At 70.4% G+C, this 14,827-nt stretch carries 10 protein-coding genes, 1 other RNA gene and 1 pseudogene; 5 read left to right on the plus strand and 7 right to left on the minus strand.

Going from position 1 to position 14,827, the window contains the following annotated elements:
• The first annotated feature begins 2 nt into the window (after positions 1–2).
• Together WMF29_RS33660 and WMF29_RS33665 are read left to right on the plus strand one after the other, a co-directional pair.
• A complete protein-coding gene (locus WMF29_RS33660; RefSeq protein WP_437324211.1) occupies positions 3–1,511 on the plus strand; it encodes an FHA domain-containing protein in 1,509 nt (502 codons plus the stop codon).
• A gap of 169 nt (positions 1,512–1,680) precedes the next feature.
• Positions 1,681–3,144, plus strand: a complete 1,464-nt coding sequence (locus WMF29_RS33665) for a GDSL-type esterase/lipase family protein (RefSeq protein ID WP_437324212.1) — start codon at positions 1,681–1,683, stop codon at positions 3,142–3,144.
• A 3-nt stretch (positions 3,145–3,147) separates the two neighbouring features.
• Here WMF29_RS33665 and WMF29_RS33670 read toward each other — a convergent pair whose 3' ends face one another.
• The gene (locus WMF29_RS33670) at positions 3,148–4,764 is read right to left on the minus strand and encodes an NTP/NDP exchange transporter (protein ID WP_437324213.1); all 1,617 of its coding nucleotides are present in this window, start codon (positions 4,762–4,764) and stop codon (positions 3,148–3,150) included.
• Positions 4,765–5,326: 562 nt separating this feature from the next.
• Between WMF29_RS33670 and WMF29_RS33675 the strand changes: the two genes are divergently transcribed.
• On the plus strand, positions 5,327–6,568 hold the full coding sequence (locus WMF29_RS33675; RefSeq protein WP_437324214.1) for a BamA/TamA family outer membrane protein: 1,242 nt from the start codon (positions 5,327–5,329) through the stop codon (positions 6,566–6,568).
• Positions 6,569–6,747: 179 nt separating this feature from the next.
• Here the strand turns inward: WMF29_RS33675 and WMF29_RS33680 are convergent, their stop codons facing one another.
• Both WMF29_RS33680 and WMF29_RS33685 read right to left on the minus strand, forming a co-directional pair.
• Positions 6,748–8,523, minus strand: coding sequence for a hypothetical protein (locus WMF29_RS33680; RefSeq protein ID WP_437324215.1), 1,776 nt, complete (start codon positions 8,521–8,523; stop codon positions 6,748–6,750).
• A 100-nt stretch (positions 8,524–8,623) separates the two neighbouring features.
• Complete coding sequence (locus WMF29_RS33685) at positions 8,624–9,688, minus strand: esterase/lipase family protein (protein ID WP_437324216.1); 1,065 nt, start codon at positions 9,686–9,688, stop codon at positions 8,624–8,626.
• 454 nt (positions 9,689–10,142) lie between these two features.
• Between WMF29_RS33685 and WMF29_RS33690 the strand changes: the two genes are divergently transcribed.
• A complete protein-coding gene (locus tag WMF29_RS33690; RefSeq protein WP_437324217.1) occupies positions 10,143–10,823 on the plus strand; it encodes a hypothetical protein in 681 nt (226 codons plus the stop codon).
• Positions 10,824–11,075: 252 nt separating this feature from the next.
• Here WMF29_RS33690 and WMF29_RS33695 read toward each other — a convergent pair whose 3' ends face one another.
• Positions 11,076–11,366: an oxidative damage protection protein gene (locus tag WMF29_RS33695; protein WP_437324218.1), complete on the minus strand. Its 291-nt coding sequence runs from the start codon at positions 11,364–11,366 to the stop codon at positions 11,076–11,078.
• Positions 11,367–11,813: 447 nt separating this feature from the next.
• Between WMF29_RS33695 and ssrA the strand changes: the two genes are divergently transcribed.
• Positions 11,814–12,158, plus strand: a transfer-messenger RNA (tmRNA) gene (ssrA, locus tag WMF29_RS33700).
• Between the two features lie 124 nt (positions 12,159–12,282).
• Here ssrA and WMF29_RS33705 read toward each other — a convergent pair.
• The 3 genes and pseudogenes from WMF29_RS33705 to WMF29_RS33715 all read right to left on the minus strand — a co-directional run.
• A pseudogene (locus WMF29_RS33705) lies at positions 12,283–13,362 on the minus strand (tyrosine-type recombinase/integrase); the annotation flags it as partial.
• Positions 13,363–13,398: 36 nt separating this feature from the next.
• A complete protein-coding gene (locus WMF29_RS33710) occupies positions 13,399–14,100 on the minus strand; it encodes a hypothetical protein (protein ID WP_437324219.1) in 702 nt (233 codons plus the stop codon).
• Positions 14,097–14,801 (minus strand): recombinase family protein, encoded by a 705-nt coding sequence (locus WMF29_RS33715; RefSeq protein ID WP_437324220.1) that lies wholly within the window; start codon positions 14,799–14,801, stop codon positions 14,097–14,099. Before WMF29_RS33715 ends, WMF29_RS33710 begins: the two co-directional genes overlap by 4 nt.
• Positions 14,802–14,827 lie beyond the last annotated feature (26 nt).

Genomic DNA, 14,827 nt, shown 5'->3' on the forward strand with positions numbered 1-14,827 from the left:
CTATGTGGAAGCTGACGATCGAGGATGACGAGGGGAAACAGACGGGGCTCCCCCTCGCCCATGAGGAGTACGCGCTCGGACGCGGAGAGTCGAACTCGATCCGGCTGACCGATCGCAACGTCTCGCGCACCCACGCCACGCTGGCCAAGAACGGCCAGGGCTGGCTCATCCGGGATCTCGACAGCTACAACGGCACGTACGTCAACGGCGGGCGCGTCAACGGCGAGCAGCACCTGCGCCACGGCGACCTCGTGCAGCTCGGCGACTACCGCATCGAGATCGTCGATGAGGCGCTCTCGTCCGCCGTGACGAGCCCGACGCCGCCGCCGGGCAGCCGCAGCACGGCGCACATGCCGCTGCACACCCGCCCGAACCGGCTGGTCATGGTCGTCGGCCCGACCCCCGGCGCGGAGTTCCCGCTCGACGGCGAGCGCTTCACGATCGGGCGCTCCGAGGACGCGACCATCTCGATCAACCACAGCTCCGTGAGCCGCCTGCACGCCGAGCTCATCAGCCTCGGCAGCGGTCGCTACGAGGTCGTCGACAAGCAGAGCGCGAACGGCGTGCGCATCAACGGCGTCGAGCTCAAGCGGGGCCTTCTCGAGGCGGGCGACGCGCTCGAGCTCGGCGACGTCCGCCTCCGCTTCGTCGCTGCAGGCAAGATCTTTCGCGCGGGGCCGGACGGCGGGCCTGGCGTCGCGCCGGGCGCCTACGGGAGCGTGGCCCCTTCCGCGCAGTCGTCCCGCTCGCTCGGCGGGGCGAGCAAAGCGATGGGGCTCCTGCTCGCGGTCGCCTTGATCGTCGTCATCGCCGTGATCGTGGCCACGCGCGCCCGGTCGCACGGGTCGACGACGCCCGAGCCGGACGTGAGGCCCGCGGCGCCGGCGCTGGCGGGCAACGACGCGCAGATCCTCGACGCGGCGCAGGAGCACCTCCTCTCGGGGAACATCGACGCCGCGCACCGGAAGCTGCAGGAGATCGCCGAGACGTCGCCGGTCCGGGAGACGCCGCGCTTCAAGGAGATCGAGGAGCGCTGGGCGGAGGGGATGTTCCGGCAGGTCGAGCAGGCCGGGACGAAGGCGGAGAAGCTCGCGCTGCTCAACGAGATCGCGAAGACGACGGGCGTCCCGACGGCGCTCCGCGCGCGGGTGGCCGAGATGCGGCGGCAGGTCGACCCCGAGGCGCCGCCCGAGCCGGAGCCGGTGCCGGCGCACGTCGGCTCGCCGGCGTCCTGGCTGCCGCAGCAACCCGCGCCCACGCCTGCGCCTGCGCCCACGCTCTCGGCCTCGGCGCCCGCGCCCTCGGCCTCGGGCGCCGCGCCGGCGAGCTCCGCCCTCGACTCGAGCTCGTACCCCGCGCAGCGGCGGGCGCTCGAGCCGAAGGTCTGGAACGGGAAGGCGTCGGCCAGCGAGATCAAGCTGCTGCGCGCGATCTGCATCCACCAGGGCGACGCCGTCTGCCGCGACAAGGCGACCGCGGCCCTGGACAAGCTGGACAAGAAGGGCCTGTAGCCGCCGGGCGCTTCCATCGTCCTTTCCGCGTGCGTCGATGACCTCCAGGAGCAGCACCAGGGCTCACGAGCCGGCCGTCCACGAGCCGGATGTCCGCGAGGCACACGTCCACGAGGCGCCGGAGCCTGGCGGGCGTGATGTTCCTCCGGCGGAGCGCGGCGGAGGCGCCGTGCGCCCCATCCCCGAGGCCTCGCCGGCGCGGAACGGGCTCGCGTCGCCGGCTGCGCGGGCGATGGCGACGCTCGCCCTGCTCGTGCTCGTCCCCTACGCGCACCCGAGCCTGTCGCGGCTGCGGGTGCTCACGCCGCTGCCCGAGGGGGAGGGGCTCGTCGTGGTCCCGGCGCCGGCGCCGGTGGCGTCGGTCGGCGAGACGACGCTCGCCACCGAGACCACCGAGCAGGCCGAGCTGCGCCAGCCCGAGGAGGTCGCGCTGCCGGCCGCGGCCGCCGAGCTCGTGCCGGCCGCTGTCGCCTCCGAGGGCAAGCCGCCGCGGCCGATCGAGGACCCGAGCGGCAAGGCGATGACGCCGTTCTTCCGCGCGCTCGCGGCGGTGGAGCGCAAGGCGCCGCAGTCGATCGCGCGCATCACCTACTTCGGCGACTCCATCGTGGCGAGCGACTTCGTGACGGCGACGCTGCGGCGCAAGCTGCAGAAGCGGTTCGGGGACGCGGGCCACGGGTTCATGCTGATGGCCAACGCCTGGCCGGGATATTTCCACAACGACGTTGTCCGCTTCGCCGGCCCGGGCTGGCAGGTGAGCCGCGTGGTGGGCCCGTTCGCCAAGGACGGGCTCTACGGGCTCGGCGGCGTGTCGTTCCGCTCGCAGGGCGCGGGGGTGTTCTCGCGCTTCGGCACCGCGGAGTCCGGGACCTTCGGGCGCGCGGTCTCGCGGTTCGCCGTCGATTACCTGAAGCACCCCGAGGGCGGGCGGATGGAGATCAAGATCGACGGCGAGAGCCGCGAGATGATCGACACGCGGGCCGACGCGGCCACCTCGGCGATCGCGACCTACGAGGTCCCGGACGGGCCGCACGCGATCGAGGTGCGGGCGCACGGCCCGGGGGTGCGGGCGTTCGGTGTCTGGATGGAGCGGGACACGCCGGGGGTGGTGCTCGACGCGATCGGCATCCAGGGCTGCCGCATCCGCTTCCTCGACAAGAGCGACGACGCCCATTTCGCCGAGCAGCTGCGCGCGCGGAGCCCGTCCTTGACGGTGTTCCAGTACGGCATGAACGAGAGCGAGGACGGCGAGCTGTTCCCGCTCGATCAGGTCGAGTCGACGATGAAGGCGGTGCTCGAGCAGGTGACGGCGGCGCTGCCCGGGTCGTCGTGCCTGCTCGTGGGGCCGATGGATCGAGCCGACAAGAAGGGCGAGGTGTACCGGAGCCGACCGGTGATCCCGAAGCTCGCGGCGATCCAGCGCAGGGTGGCCGGGCAGGTCGGCTGCGGCTACTTCGACACCTTCGGCGCGATGGGCGGCTCCGGCTCGATGGGGATCTGGGTCCAGCGCGGGCTCGGCGGCGCTGACCTCGCGCACCCGTCGGGCGCGGGGGCCGAGGTCATCGGCCGCTGGCTGTACCTGGCCTTGATGGAAGCCTACGAGGGCTGGAAGGCGAACGCCGCGCGGCCCTGAGGCTTACGCAGCCTCGCGGTCGTCGGACGCCGCCGCCGCCGGCTCGTCCGCGGCGCGCCGCCTGTGCTCCCGGGCGATGCCGACCACGACGCCGAGCCACACGAGCGCGAGGGCGATGTTGACCATCGCGAAGTGGCGTGTGGAGAGCGCGAGCACCTGGCCTGCGATCACCCCCACGGCGGCGAGCACGTCGCCCGCGCGGACGACGAAGGTGTCGATGGCCGCCTTGGCGCTGTACTTGGCGTCGCGGCCGACGGGCAGGAAGAGCGCCTGCCGCGCGGTGTTCTGGATGGAGTAATCGGCGCTGTTCTCCGCGATCTTGGCGACGCGCACGACGGCGAGCGCCGGCAGGACGGCGAGGGACGCGTAGCCGAGCAGGGCGATGGCCGGGAGGATGAACAGGGCGAATCGCACGCCGAGGTACTTGAAGATGCGGGAGACGAAGAAGAGCTGCAGGACGACGCCGAACGTGTTGACCCAGTAGAAGAAATCTCCCTTGAAGGTCCCGATGATCGCGCCGAGCGCCGCCTTTTTCCCCTTCTCGGTGCGCGGGTGGACGAGCCCCGCCTCGGCGCCCTCGACGATCTTGCCGCCGGCCTCGACGTCGAACGCGCCGTCCTTGACGGCGGCGATCTTCCCTTCGAGCAGGCGCGACGCCTGCGGATCGACGAGGTAGACCGGCGCGCCCGCCGCGAGCGGCGCGCCCGGGGCCGCGCCGGCGGGGGCCGGCTCGGACGCGCCCCGCTGCTCGCTTCCCGGATCGAGCGCGCTCGTGGCGGACTCGATGAGGGTGCGATCGAGGATGTACTCGCCGGTCGAGTTCACCCAGTTGAGGACGAGCGTCAGGCCGGCGATGAGGAGGAGATAGCGGTCGCGCGCGATGATCTTGAAGCCGCCCGCCGCGCCCCCGGGCGGCGCGTCGGCCTTGTCCGCTGCGCTCTTCGAGCCCGCGAGGTCGTCGCGGTGGACGAGGTAGGTGAGCCCCAGGCAGGCGAGCAGCACGCCCGCCGCGAGGAGCATCATGTTGTACGGGCCGATCGGCACGTAGACGCGCTTCGCGATCTGCGCGCCGAGCATGGCGCCGAGCGAGCTCCCGATGCCGACGATGGCGAAGAGCCGCTTGCCCTGCTCGGGCGTATAAACATCGTTGGCGAACGACCAGAACTGCGCGATCACGGTGAGGTTGAAGCAGCCCACCCACAGATAGAAGGGCACCCCGAGGGGGACGCCGAGGCGCGCGAGGACGAAGAAGAGGACGAGGTTCGCGGCGAAGAAGAGCGTGAGCGCGGTGGTGAGCTGCATGCGCCCGAAGCGCCTGGCCAGGGCGCCATAGGCGCGGACCACGCCCACGAGGAGGAGCGCCTGGCCCGCCGCCGCGTAGGCCTTCACCTCGGGGCCGTCGAGGTCGAGCCGGCGCCCGCCGATCTCGAGCCCGCCGCCCGCGAGGATCAGCGGCTCGCGGACCACCTTGAGGAGATAATAGCCAGTGAGCAGGAGGAATACGTTCAGCGTGAGGACGAGGACGCTGAAGACCTCGCGCGGCTTCACCTCGGCGAAGATCGAGAGGAGCCTGTGAAGCACGCCCCGGGCCCGTGTCTCGTTCTCTCCTGTGCTCGCCACCCGCCGCTCCATCCCGGGAAACCCGCCGTCCTGGCGGCACCGGAACCGGAACAGGACCGATCCCGAGCGCGCGAGGCTATCGAGCCTGGTCCCGGCCGGCAACCTCCCTCTCGCGACCGGGCGTGTGAACCGCCGCGTCCGCCGCGTGGACGCTCGACAGGCGCGCGCCGCGCAGACAGGCGTCTCTCGGGTCGTGAACTCCGCTATGCTCCCGCGCCGCGACGTGTTTGCGTGCGAGAGGCGAGGCGGATTGGGCACCAACGAAGAGGGACCGACGCGCGCGCTCGGCACGGCCTTTCGGCGACGCGCGGCCGCGCTCGCGGGCTGCGCCGCGCTGTCGCTGTGCGCCGAGGCGCAGGCCGCGCCGCAGGCAGAGGGCGCCACACCGCCGCCCGTGCTCCCGGGGGCTCCGCCGGCGGCTCCTCGCGCATCGGCTGAGCCTGCTACGCCGCCGCCCGTGCTCCCGGGGGCTGCGCCGGCGGCTGCTCGCGTATCGGCTGAGCCTGCTATGCCGCCGCGGCCTCCCGCCGTGGCGCCGCCGGCGTCCGGCGCGAAGCGCCCTGTGCCGGATTACGATGGTCGCCCGGACGAGGCGACGAGCGCCGGTGACGTGCTGCTCTGGGTGCCGCGGGTCGTGTTCTTCCCCGCTTACCTCGCCAGCGAGTACCTGGTCCGGCGGCCGCTCGGCGCTCTCACCGTCGCGGCGGAGCAGGGCGAGTGGATCAAGGAGCTCAAGGACATCTTCACCTTCGGGCCCAACGACAACATCGGCATCGTCCCGACGGCGCTCTTCGACTTCGGCTTTCGCGCGAGCGTCGGCGTCTACTTCTTCTATGACGACCTGTTCGTCCCCGGCAACGAGCTCCGCGTCCACGCCGCGACCGGCGGGGTCGACTGGTGGAGGCTCACGGTGGCCGACCGGATCCCCCTCGGCGGGCGCGCTCACCTGAAGCTCCGCGGCGAGGCGGACATCCGGCCTGACTGGCTGTTTTCCGGGATCGGCCCGAGCTCACTGGAGCGCGACTGGGCCCGCTACAACGCCCGCAGCGTCGAGGGGACCGCGACGCTCCACGCCGATTTCGGCGCGTTCAGCTTCGTCGAGGCGACAACCGGCGCGAAGACCGTCGACTTCCACGACATCTGCTGCAAGCCGACGGTCGGCTTCCGGGTCGCGCACGGCCGTTATCCGATGCCCCCGTCGTACGAGACGGGGTACACGGCCTACCGGATCGGGGCCCGCGCCGGCCTCGATTCGCGCCGGCCGCGCCCTGCGCGGGGCAACGGCGTCCGGCTGGAGCTCTCCGGAGAGCACGCCGCCGACCTGGAGCGGCCGCTGGAGAGCCGGTGGATCCGCTACGGCGGCTCGCTGGGCGGGTTCGTCGACCTCACCGGGCACGATCGCGTCGTGAGCCTCGTCCTCTCGGCGGCCTTCGCCGACCCGCTCGGCCCCGCGGAGGTCCCCTTCACCGAGCTCGCCGAGCTCGGCGGCGACGCGCCGATGCGGGGCTTCCGCGAAGGGCGCCTCCGCGGGCGGAGCGCCGCCGCGGCGACGCTCGAGTACCGTTATCCGATCTGGGCGTTCGTCGATGGCACGATGCAGGTCGCCGCGGGCAACGTGTTCGGCGAGCACCTCCGCGACTTCGATCTCGACCTGCTCCGCATGTCGTTCGTGCTCGGCCTGCGCACGAGCGGCGAGCGCGACCACTCCATCGATGTCCTGATCGGCTCGGCGACCGAGACCTTCGAGCAGGGGGCCGGTCTACAGGAGCTGCGCTTCATGGTCGGCGCCACCCACGGCTTCTGATCGAGCAAGGGGAATGTCCGGTGGGGATCTGAAGCATCCCCTCGAACTTTTCGGGAAAATTCACAGGGAGGCGGGGAGACGGGGAGTAAAATCCCAAAAATCTCCCCGTCTCCCCGCCTCCCTGTTCAATTTCTCTCTGAAAATGCCAACAAGATGAGGGGATTGTCGGGGTGAGGACCTCAGTTGGGCGGCTCGGCCTCGTCGGGGCGCTCGATGCCGACGAGCTTGTAGCCGCGGCGCGGCCCGAGGTCGTAGAGGTGGGCGCGCAGCGGACCGGGCGCCTGCCCGTTCAGGACATCGATGATGGCATAACGCGAGGGCGCGTCGTCGGGCGCGCCGCCGTCCTCGGCGATGTGGGGGAGCGACAGGCACACGCCGCCGTCCGGCGAGAGGCGCACGACCGGCCGCGTGTGCAGGGCGAGCGACTCGCCGGCGTACATCGCGGCCTCGTAGCGGAGGTCTTGCGGGCGGGCGACGCCGGTGCGCCGCGCGAGATCGACGCCGCACAGCGCCGCCGGCGAGGCCAGGGCGACGTCGGCGATGGGCGACAGGCGCGTCAGGTACCGCGCCATGATCGCGCGCTGTCGGGCGAGGAGCTTGCCGATCAGGAACGCGGTGTGCCGCGGCGCCGTGAAGTCGCCGGTCCGCACGGCAGCCTCGATGAGCTCCGGCGTGAAGCGCGCGAGCGCCCTGGCGGCCCAGGCGCCGTCGAGCTCGGTCATTCGCCCGAAGGCCGGGTTGGGGTAGCCGCCGCGCCAGGCTTCCGGCCGGAAGTCGCGATCGCTGAAGAAGCCGAAGATGTCGCCCTGCGGGTCGTGGCTCGCCCGGTCCCAGGGCCGCTCGGGGATGCCGAGCGTCACGAAGTCGAGGAGCGCGTACTCGGCGTCGAAGTAGAAGGCATGGCCGAGGCGCTTCGAGATCTCCTCCCACTCCCACTCGCTGCCGAAGCAGTCGCCGAGATCGATGTAGTAGTGGCGCACGTGGCCCGGCGACGCGTCCTTGTCCTTCGGGTCCTCGGCGAGCCAGACATCCATCGAGTTCTGCTCGCGCGAGTCGAAGTGGTTGAGCCAGGCGGCGAGCAGGCGCCCCCCGCGGAGATCGCGGCGGTCCTCGTGCGGGATCACGTCGTTCGGATCGTCCTCCCGGGTCCCCTCATACCTGAACGGGCCGATCGCGCGGCCCGGGAGCCAGCGCGAGGCGACCATGCGGACCCGGTCGCCGCGCTTCGAGGCCTTGGCGAGCACGCCGTCGAGCGCCGCCTGATCGAAGGGCCTGGCGACGCCGCTGTTGTCGGTCACGGTGAGCCCGGGCGACAGCTTCAGGATCGACGGCTTCAGGTAGACAACGCTGTCGCACGGCGCCCAGAAGCCGGCGGCGTGGTAGAGGCGCGCCGCGATGGCGGTGGCGCCGGTGGCCCGCTCGGGCTGGTCCGAGGGGTCGGCCTTGAGCATGAACTTGCCGACGCCCTCGACCTTGATCCGGAAGCCGGGGTTCGCGCCGTTCGGCTTGCCCATGTCGATGACCCAGGACCCGTCCGGCGCCTCGGGATCCAGCGTCTTGTCGCCGCACGGCCCGCGCACGAGCTCCTCGACGGAGAGCGGCCGCTTGCCGATCCGGTTCGTGAACCAGCTGGAGTCCGGCACCTCGTCGACGCTGTTCACGTTGACCGCCTCGCCCCCTGGATCCACGGCGAAGAACCGGGTCACCGGGCGAAAGACGAGGTTGTCGGCGGCGTCCCACGCGAACGAGGACTCGTAGGGCGCGGGCGAGCAGAGGCGGTGCTGCGGATCGTCGCTGGGCGCCTCGGGATCGGGCCGGCAGGGCAACGAGACGGGGCTCAGGTCGGCGTCGCGCCAGACCGGATCGCGCAGGGGGAACCGGCGCACGTCGCCGCTGCACGCCGCGCTGAGCAGGGCGAGCAGAGGGAGCGAGCAGGTGAGCGGCGCCTTGAGCATCGGCGGGTGATGGTAGTGGAGAGGTCGCCGCTCGGGGCGGTTTTCGGCGGATCGAGCGCGGGCGAGCGGCGAGCGGCGAGCGTGGACGACGGCGGGCTCGTCAGAAGCCTTCTTGCCGGAGCCGCGCGATCACGGAGCGGTAGAAGTCGAGATAGAGCCAGGGGTTCCCGTCGCCCGGACTCTGTCCGAAGAGCTGGCCTATCTCGTCGAAATGGTCGGCCGGGATACAGCCCCAGAAGTCCCCCCACCGCGCGTCCCGCGCGCGCACCAGGCCGTCGTTCGGGAACGACTCGCCGATGCCGCCGTCGAGGAGGGTCTCGGTCAGCGACAGCAGCGGGTGGACCGGGTCGAGGCCGTCATCGAACTGCGCGACGAAGGGCGCTGGATTGAGCGTCGAGCAGTCCCTTCCGCCGCGCGCGCGGTTCGTCCGCCCGCCGAAGGAGGCATAGTACACCCCGGGAGAATCGGTGAACCTCGCGTTGAACTCCGCGATGCCGGGCGTCGAGAACTGCTCGAGCGCCGCGAAGACGCTCGTCTCGTTGCCTATCTGATCGTAGAGCGGCGCGCCGATGGCGTTGATGAGATCGTCCAGGATGTCCTGCAGGTGCTCATCGGCGACGAGCTCGAGCGCCACGTCGGCGACCTTGGAGCCCAGGTGCGGTGTGGCGACGGTGACGATGGAGGCGACGAGATCGGGCCGATCGTGCGCGACCACCCGGGCGTCGAGCCCCCCCTGCGAGTGGGCGATGATGTTCACCTTCTCGTGGCCTGTCGCCGCGAGGATCTGCTCGATCCGCGCGAGCAGCTGCGCGCCGCGGACCTCGGAGCTGTTGAACGGGTCGACGGAGGGCGTGAAGACCGTCTCGCCGCTCTCGGCGAGGGCCTCTTTGAGGTTGTAGAAGTAGCTGACGTATCCCGCGCCCGCGAAGTCCTCGAATCCGAAGAAGCCGTGAGCGAGCACGATGGGATACGGCGGGCCGAGCTTCCCTGACGGCCAGCCGCCGCCGGCTTCGCCCGAGTCGTCCGGAGAGCCCGACGAGCTCGTCCAGACGCCCGAGGCGGAGCCGCCGCCCGCGCCCGTGAGCACTTCGCCGGTGCTCGCCGGCGGATCGAACTGCTCCCCGGCCGCGCTGCAGCCCGCGAGGAGAGCACTGGCGGCGACCATCACACACCCTCCTAGAGCAGCGGACACTCGCCGTCGCCTTCGACGAGCACCCGTGTGAGACTTGGACTTACGCGAACCCCCAACACACGATGACGAGAATGCCGACGAAGAAAGATCCAGCACGACCACCTCCTGCCGGAATCAGCTCAGACTCTGCTGATGGGATGCTGATGTCAAGCGCTGTCGGAAATTTGAACCATTCAAGGCATTCAGCGCATTGCGTCGCGGGCAGCGGAGGGCCTCCTGCCAATGCACCACGTGTTTTGACGCCGTGGTGGCGCATTGCGTCGCGGGTCGACGTTGTTTTTCCATGCGGAGGGGCGGGCTGGCTCCGGTAGGTTCGTCGGCCATGCGATCTGTCCAGAGCTCGTTTGCGCTTGTCCTGGTGGGTACCCTCGTCGCTTGCGGTGGCGCGGCGCCTCCTCCGTCGGAGCCGGATCGTGCGGAGGCCGAGGTGGCATCTACGGCGCCGGCTGCGAAGGAGGGCGGCGAGGCGGCGGAGGGTGAAGGTGGGAAGAAGGAGGATGACGCGGCGGCCGAGGCGTCACGGCAGATCCCGACGACGTGCGAGCAGCGGGGCAACGAGTGTTTGCCGCCGGTGGCGTTCGTGAAGCGCCTCTGCAGCGGGTTCCATCCGGACGTGGCGCTCACCCTGTTCGCGAAGGGGTCGCCGTTCACGCGTGGGTACCTGACGCGGGACACCGACGCGGTGAACGCCTCAGGCGGGTCGTCCTCGAACGACAAGTTGGTCTTCGATGAGGAGGTGCTGATCCTCTATCACCGGGAGCCGGAGACGGGGGGCATGGTCGTGAGCGGAGCCGGCGGCGGATACGAGGTCCTGCGATGGGACGGGACGTGCGCCACGCTGATGGCGGAGGAGGTCCGGCAGCACGTGCCGCCGAAGCCGAAGTTCGCGGCGATCCCGTGGAAGAGCCTCGATCAGAAGACGCGCGACGCGTTCCTGGCCGACGAGAAGACGGGCAAGCTCATCATCGAGCGGAAGAGAGAGTGCAAGGGCGCGACGATGGGGGCGGTCACCGCGAAGTGCGAGAAGGTCGACAAGCAGATGGCGGCGGCGCTGATCGAGTACGTGCGCGGAGGAGGGTCGTTGCCGGCGCCGGGTCCTCTGCCCTGAGGGGCGGGGCAGCGGCCCTGGGGTTAACCAAGAGCGCGCCACATTCTCCTACATTCGAACGTTTACGTGGTCGTGGACGTGAACGTGGTCGTGGTCGTGGTCGTCAACGATAGGCCGTAAACGACCACGACCACGTTCACGTCCACGACCACGACCACGTTCACGTCCACGACCACGTTCACGACCACGACCACGTTCGTGACCGGGGGCGGGTTGGACCGCGGCCGGGCAGGGCCGCCGCGGTCGGGTCGGCTACTCCGCCTTGTCCTTGGGCGCCACGTAGTCGGGCGGGAGCTGCGCGGCCTCGTTCCCGCCGGTGAAGAAGTACTTGTCGAGCTCGGTCATCCAGATCCGCTGGCCGGCCTCGGAGATGAGGTCGAGGCGGTACTCGTTGATGAGCATCTTCGAGTGCTCGAGCCACATCCGCCACGCCTCCTTCGAGACGTTGTCGAAAATCCGCTTGCCCAGCTCGCCCTTCAGCGGCGGCTTCTCCAGCCCCTCCGCCTCACGGCCGAGCTTCACGCACTGGACCATCCTCGCCATAAGTTGCCCGACTCCTTTTCCTTTTCGCGGGCTTCTTAGCCGAGCCGCGAGGAGCCGTCGAGAGCGGCAGGCGCGCGGGCGAGGTCAGCGGGTGGCCAACCAGATAGCCGAGCCGCGGGGAGCCGTCGCGCGCGGCAGGCGCGCGGGCGAGGTCAGCGGGGCCGAGCAGGTAGCGGCCCGACCAGAGCGGGCAGGCGGGGCGAGCGGACGGGCAGGCAGCAGCAGGTTGAGGCAGGTGCAGGAGGACGAGGAAAGGGGCGGAGGGCAAGGCCGGTGGAGGCGCGTGGAGGCAGCAGCCGCCAGGAAATCCGGAAGAACCGAACGGGAACGGCCTCGACCGGCGCACGGCGCCGTCCGCGACGGCGTCAGCGACGGAACGATCTGACACCGAAGGGTTGACGGCGGCACGGTTTCTAGCAATATTCGGTCCGTCTGAACGAACCACGAGGGGGCGATCGGCTTCGACGTGGGGACTGAAGGTCTGTCTGCGTGCTGGCGGCTCCTGCTCCGCCTATCAAGCGGGACGTTACAAGTGCGAACGACAACGCATACGCTGTCGCGGCCTAATAACCGCTAAGCCATCCGAGGAGAAGGTCGTCCTAGTACTCTAAGGGTGTCAACCACAGGGCTGGGTCGCGTGAGGACGCCCTCGATAACGCGGCCGAGATTCAGTGAGGGATAGGTCGTAGCCGAATCTACGAACGCCGTCGCCGGCGCATGGCGACTACGCACGTGAACGAAGGTAGACTGGATGCCTTGCGGACCCGGGTTCGATTCCCGGCGCCTCCACCATGATTCCGCGCACTTGCGCGCCTTCCGGACGATTCCCAGACGAAACACCACCCTCCCACAACGAGAGAGGTAGCGGCGGGAAGACGTCGCCGAACCCCGCCCGGACGGCTTCAGCCTCGCGGATGTAGCCCTGCGTCGTCTGGAAACCGGCATGGCCGGCGCGCTGCATGATCCTGAGCGGCTCGTCCCCCCGGATGGCCAGCCAGGTGATGCCCGTGGCGCGGAGGTCGTGCCAGGTCATGTTCTTCCGCGTCGCGTCCGCGGCGAAGAGGTCGGAGCGGTCGAGGCGCGCCGCGGTCATGAGCCCGCGGAGGGCGCGCGACAGGTGGCGATCGTCGGGGAGCCGGACGACGCGGCCCCGGCCGCCTGACTCTGCGTGCATGGCGCGCAGCAGGGGCATCAAGGCCAGCTCGATGGAGAAGCGGCGCGTCTTGCCCGTCTTGGTCGGCTTGGCGCCGCCCTCGCGGTCCAGGCTGCGATGCACGTGGATGATGCCGCGCTCGAGGTCGATGTCGTCCCAGGTCAGGGCGCGGAGCTCGCTCGCCCGCACATACAGGTAGGTCGCGAGCGCCACGGCGCGGCGCCACTCGATCGAGATGTTCGGGCTCGACACGAGCGACAGGAACTCCGACGGGTAGAGATACGCCTTCGCCTTCTTGATTCCCCGGTCCGGCCCGCGCACGTCCGCGGCCGGATTGCTGGCGAGGACGCGCAGCGAGAGCGTCTTGGCGTTGCAGGCGTCATCGAACAGCTTGGAGACGAGCCCCCAGGTGTTCACCGCGGTTTTCCATGACTGCTCGCCGGCTCGCACCGAGTTGTCCAGGTGTTCGACGAACGCCTCGACATCACGCCGCGTCACGGCGGTTATCGGATTGTCGCCCAACTGAGGAAACAGCCACTTCCGCAGGCGCCCGAGGTCGCCTGACGCAGAGGACAGGCCCCGTTCCTCTCGCGCGGCGGTCCAGCGCTCGATCCACGCGGCCACGGTCTCACCCGCGGGAGCCGCTGCGGAGCGGCGCCGCGGCGGCTTCGTGGCGCCCGTGGCGCGGGCGGCCTCCGAGAGGCGCTTGGCGTGGTCGCGGGCGCGAGCCTCGGAGTAGCCGGCAGGGCAGCAGAACCACTGCCGCGAGCCATCCTCCAAGGTGATGCGCGCGTCCCAGTGATCGCGGTGGCGTTGAACCGTTCCGGTGCGAGGTCGGGGCATGCGTCGGTCTCTCCTTCAGAGCGCAGCAGGCGCGGTCTACTTCTGTTTCGCCTCCCACGCGCGCAGGGCGTGGGCGAGGGCTGTCACCTTCTCGGGGGGCAACGGCGGCTTCGTGGCGTTCTGCGTGTGAAAGCGGCTGATCTGGGACCGCTCGACACCGGAGAGCTTCGCCAGCTGGGCTTGGGTAAGGCCCCGCTCAAAACAGCGGGCCATGAGCTCGCGGACGTCGCTCTCGCTGCTCTCGCGAGCGGGAGAGCGCCCGGGCGGAGCCGCGGGCGCGGGCTCTGCGGCAGGCTGGCGCAGCGTCGAGATCAAGCCCTTGATGACCGACGACCGCGACACCTTGTCCGCGAGGCCGGGCGGCGCGATCGCGCGCTGGCGCTCGACCTCCGCATCGACCGTCTCGACCTCTCCCGGCGTGAGCCGGACGTGAACCATGACACCCGCGACGGTGCTCCGGTCTTCCTTCGGGGGGCGGCCCATACGTGCCATGCTCTTGATCCTTTCCTTCACGGCTTCGTCGACCTCTCGACGCTCTTCTCCGGAGACGATGCGAACGATCGCGCAGAACCGCGGCCAGGGCTGCGCGAGCGCCCACGCGCGGAAAGCGCCGGGCGGGTCCGCGTGCTTCAGGATCTTCTGGCAGAGCTCGCGGGTCGCCGGGTCGGGGTTCGGCTCGGCCAGGGCATGCCGAACCGCTGCGCTACCCCATATCTTGCACGCGATGGAGAAACTCACTCTCTCGACCTCGCGAGCACCTTTCGCACGGTTTCAGCCGCCCAGCTACCGCCCCGCTTCGTCCGATACCCCTCGTCGGTCAGGGTCGCGGCGATCTCGCGCAGCGAGAGGCCATCGGCGCGGAGCGCGAGGATCCGATCCACGGTCGCAGCCTCATCCTGCACGCGGGCGATGATGCGCCGGCCGTCCGCATCGGCCTCCCCGGTGTGAACCCACCCGAGCGCCGCCCCGCCGAGCCGTACGCCATCGGCGCGGAGCTGGGCCAGCGCGTCGCGCGTGCGCTCGGCGGTCGCTTCGCGCTCCCACTGCGAGACCGACGCGAGGACGTTCAGCACGAGGCGACCCGCGGCAGAGCGCGTGTCGATCGAATCGGCGACCGACAGGAGCGAGAAGCGATCGGCGAAGTATCGGGCGATCAACGTGTCGAGGTCGCGCACGCTGCGCGTGAGCCGATCGAGCTTCGCCACGAGCAGCGCGGAAGCTTGGCCGGCGTCGAGCATGCCGAGCGCGCGTTGCAGGCCGGGGCGGTCGAGCGTCTTCGCGCTGACGCCGGGATCTTCGATGATGTCCACGAGGTCGAGATCCATGGCGGTCGCGTAGGCTTCGAGCTTCGCCCGCTGCGCCGCGAGGCTCACGCCGCCGTCCACCTGATGTTCGGTCGAGACCCGCACGTAACCGATCGCCCTCGTCCGCTCGCCCATGTGTACATTGTGTATCTCAATATGTA

Source organism: Sorangium sp. So ce381 (genome assembly GCF_051473845.1).
In the GTDB taxonomy this organism is placed as follows: Bacteria; Myxococcota_A; Polyangia; order Polyangiales; family Polyangiaceae; genus Sorangium; species Sorangium atrum.

Coding starts and splice junctions, on each gene's coding strand:
- WMF29_RS33660 (WP_437324211.1), top strand. CDS start 3: ATGTGGAAGCTGACGATCGAGGATGACGAGGGGAAACAGACGGGGCTC.
- WMF29_RS33680 (WP_437324215.1), bottom strand. CDS start 8,523: ATGCTCAAGGCGCCGCTCACCTGCTCGCTCCCTCTGCTCGCCCTGCTC.
- WMF29_RS33685 (WP_437324216.1), bottom strand. CDS start 9,688: ATGGTCGCCGCCAGTGCTCTCCTCGCGGGCTGCAGCGCGGCCGGGGAG.
- WMF29_RS33695 (WP_437324218.1), bottom strand. CDS start 11,366: ATGGCGAGGATGGTCCAGTGCGTGAAGCTCGGCCGTGAGGCGGAGGGG.
- WMF29_RS33715 (WP_437324220.1), bottom strand. CDS start 14,801: ATGGGCGAGCGGACGAGGGCGATCGGTTACGTGCGGGTCTCGACCGAA.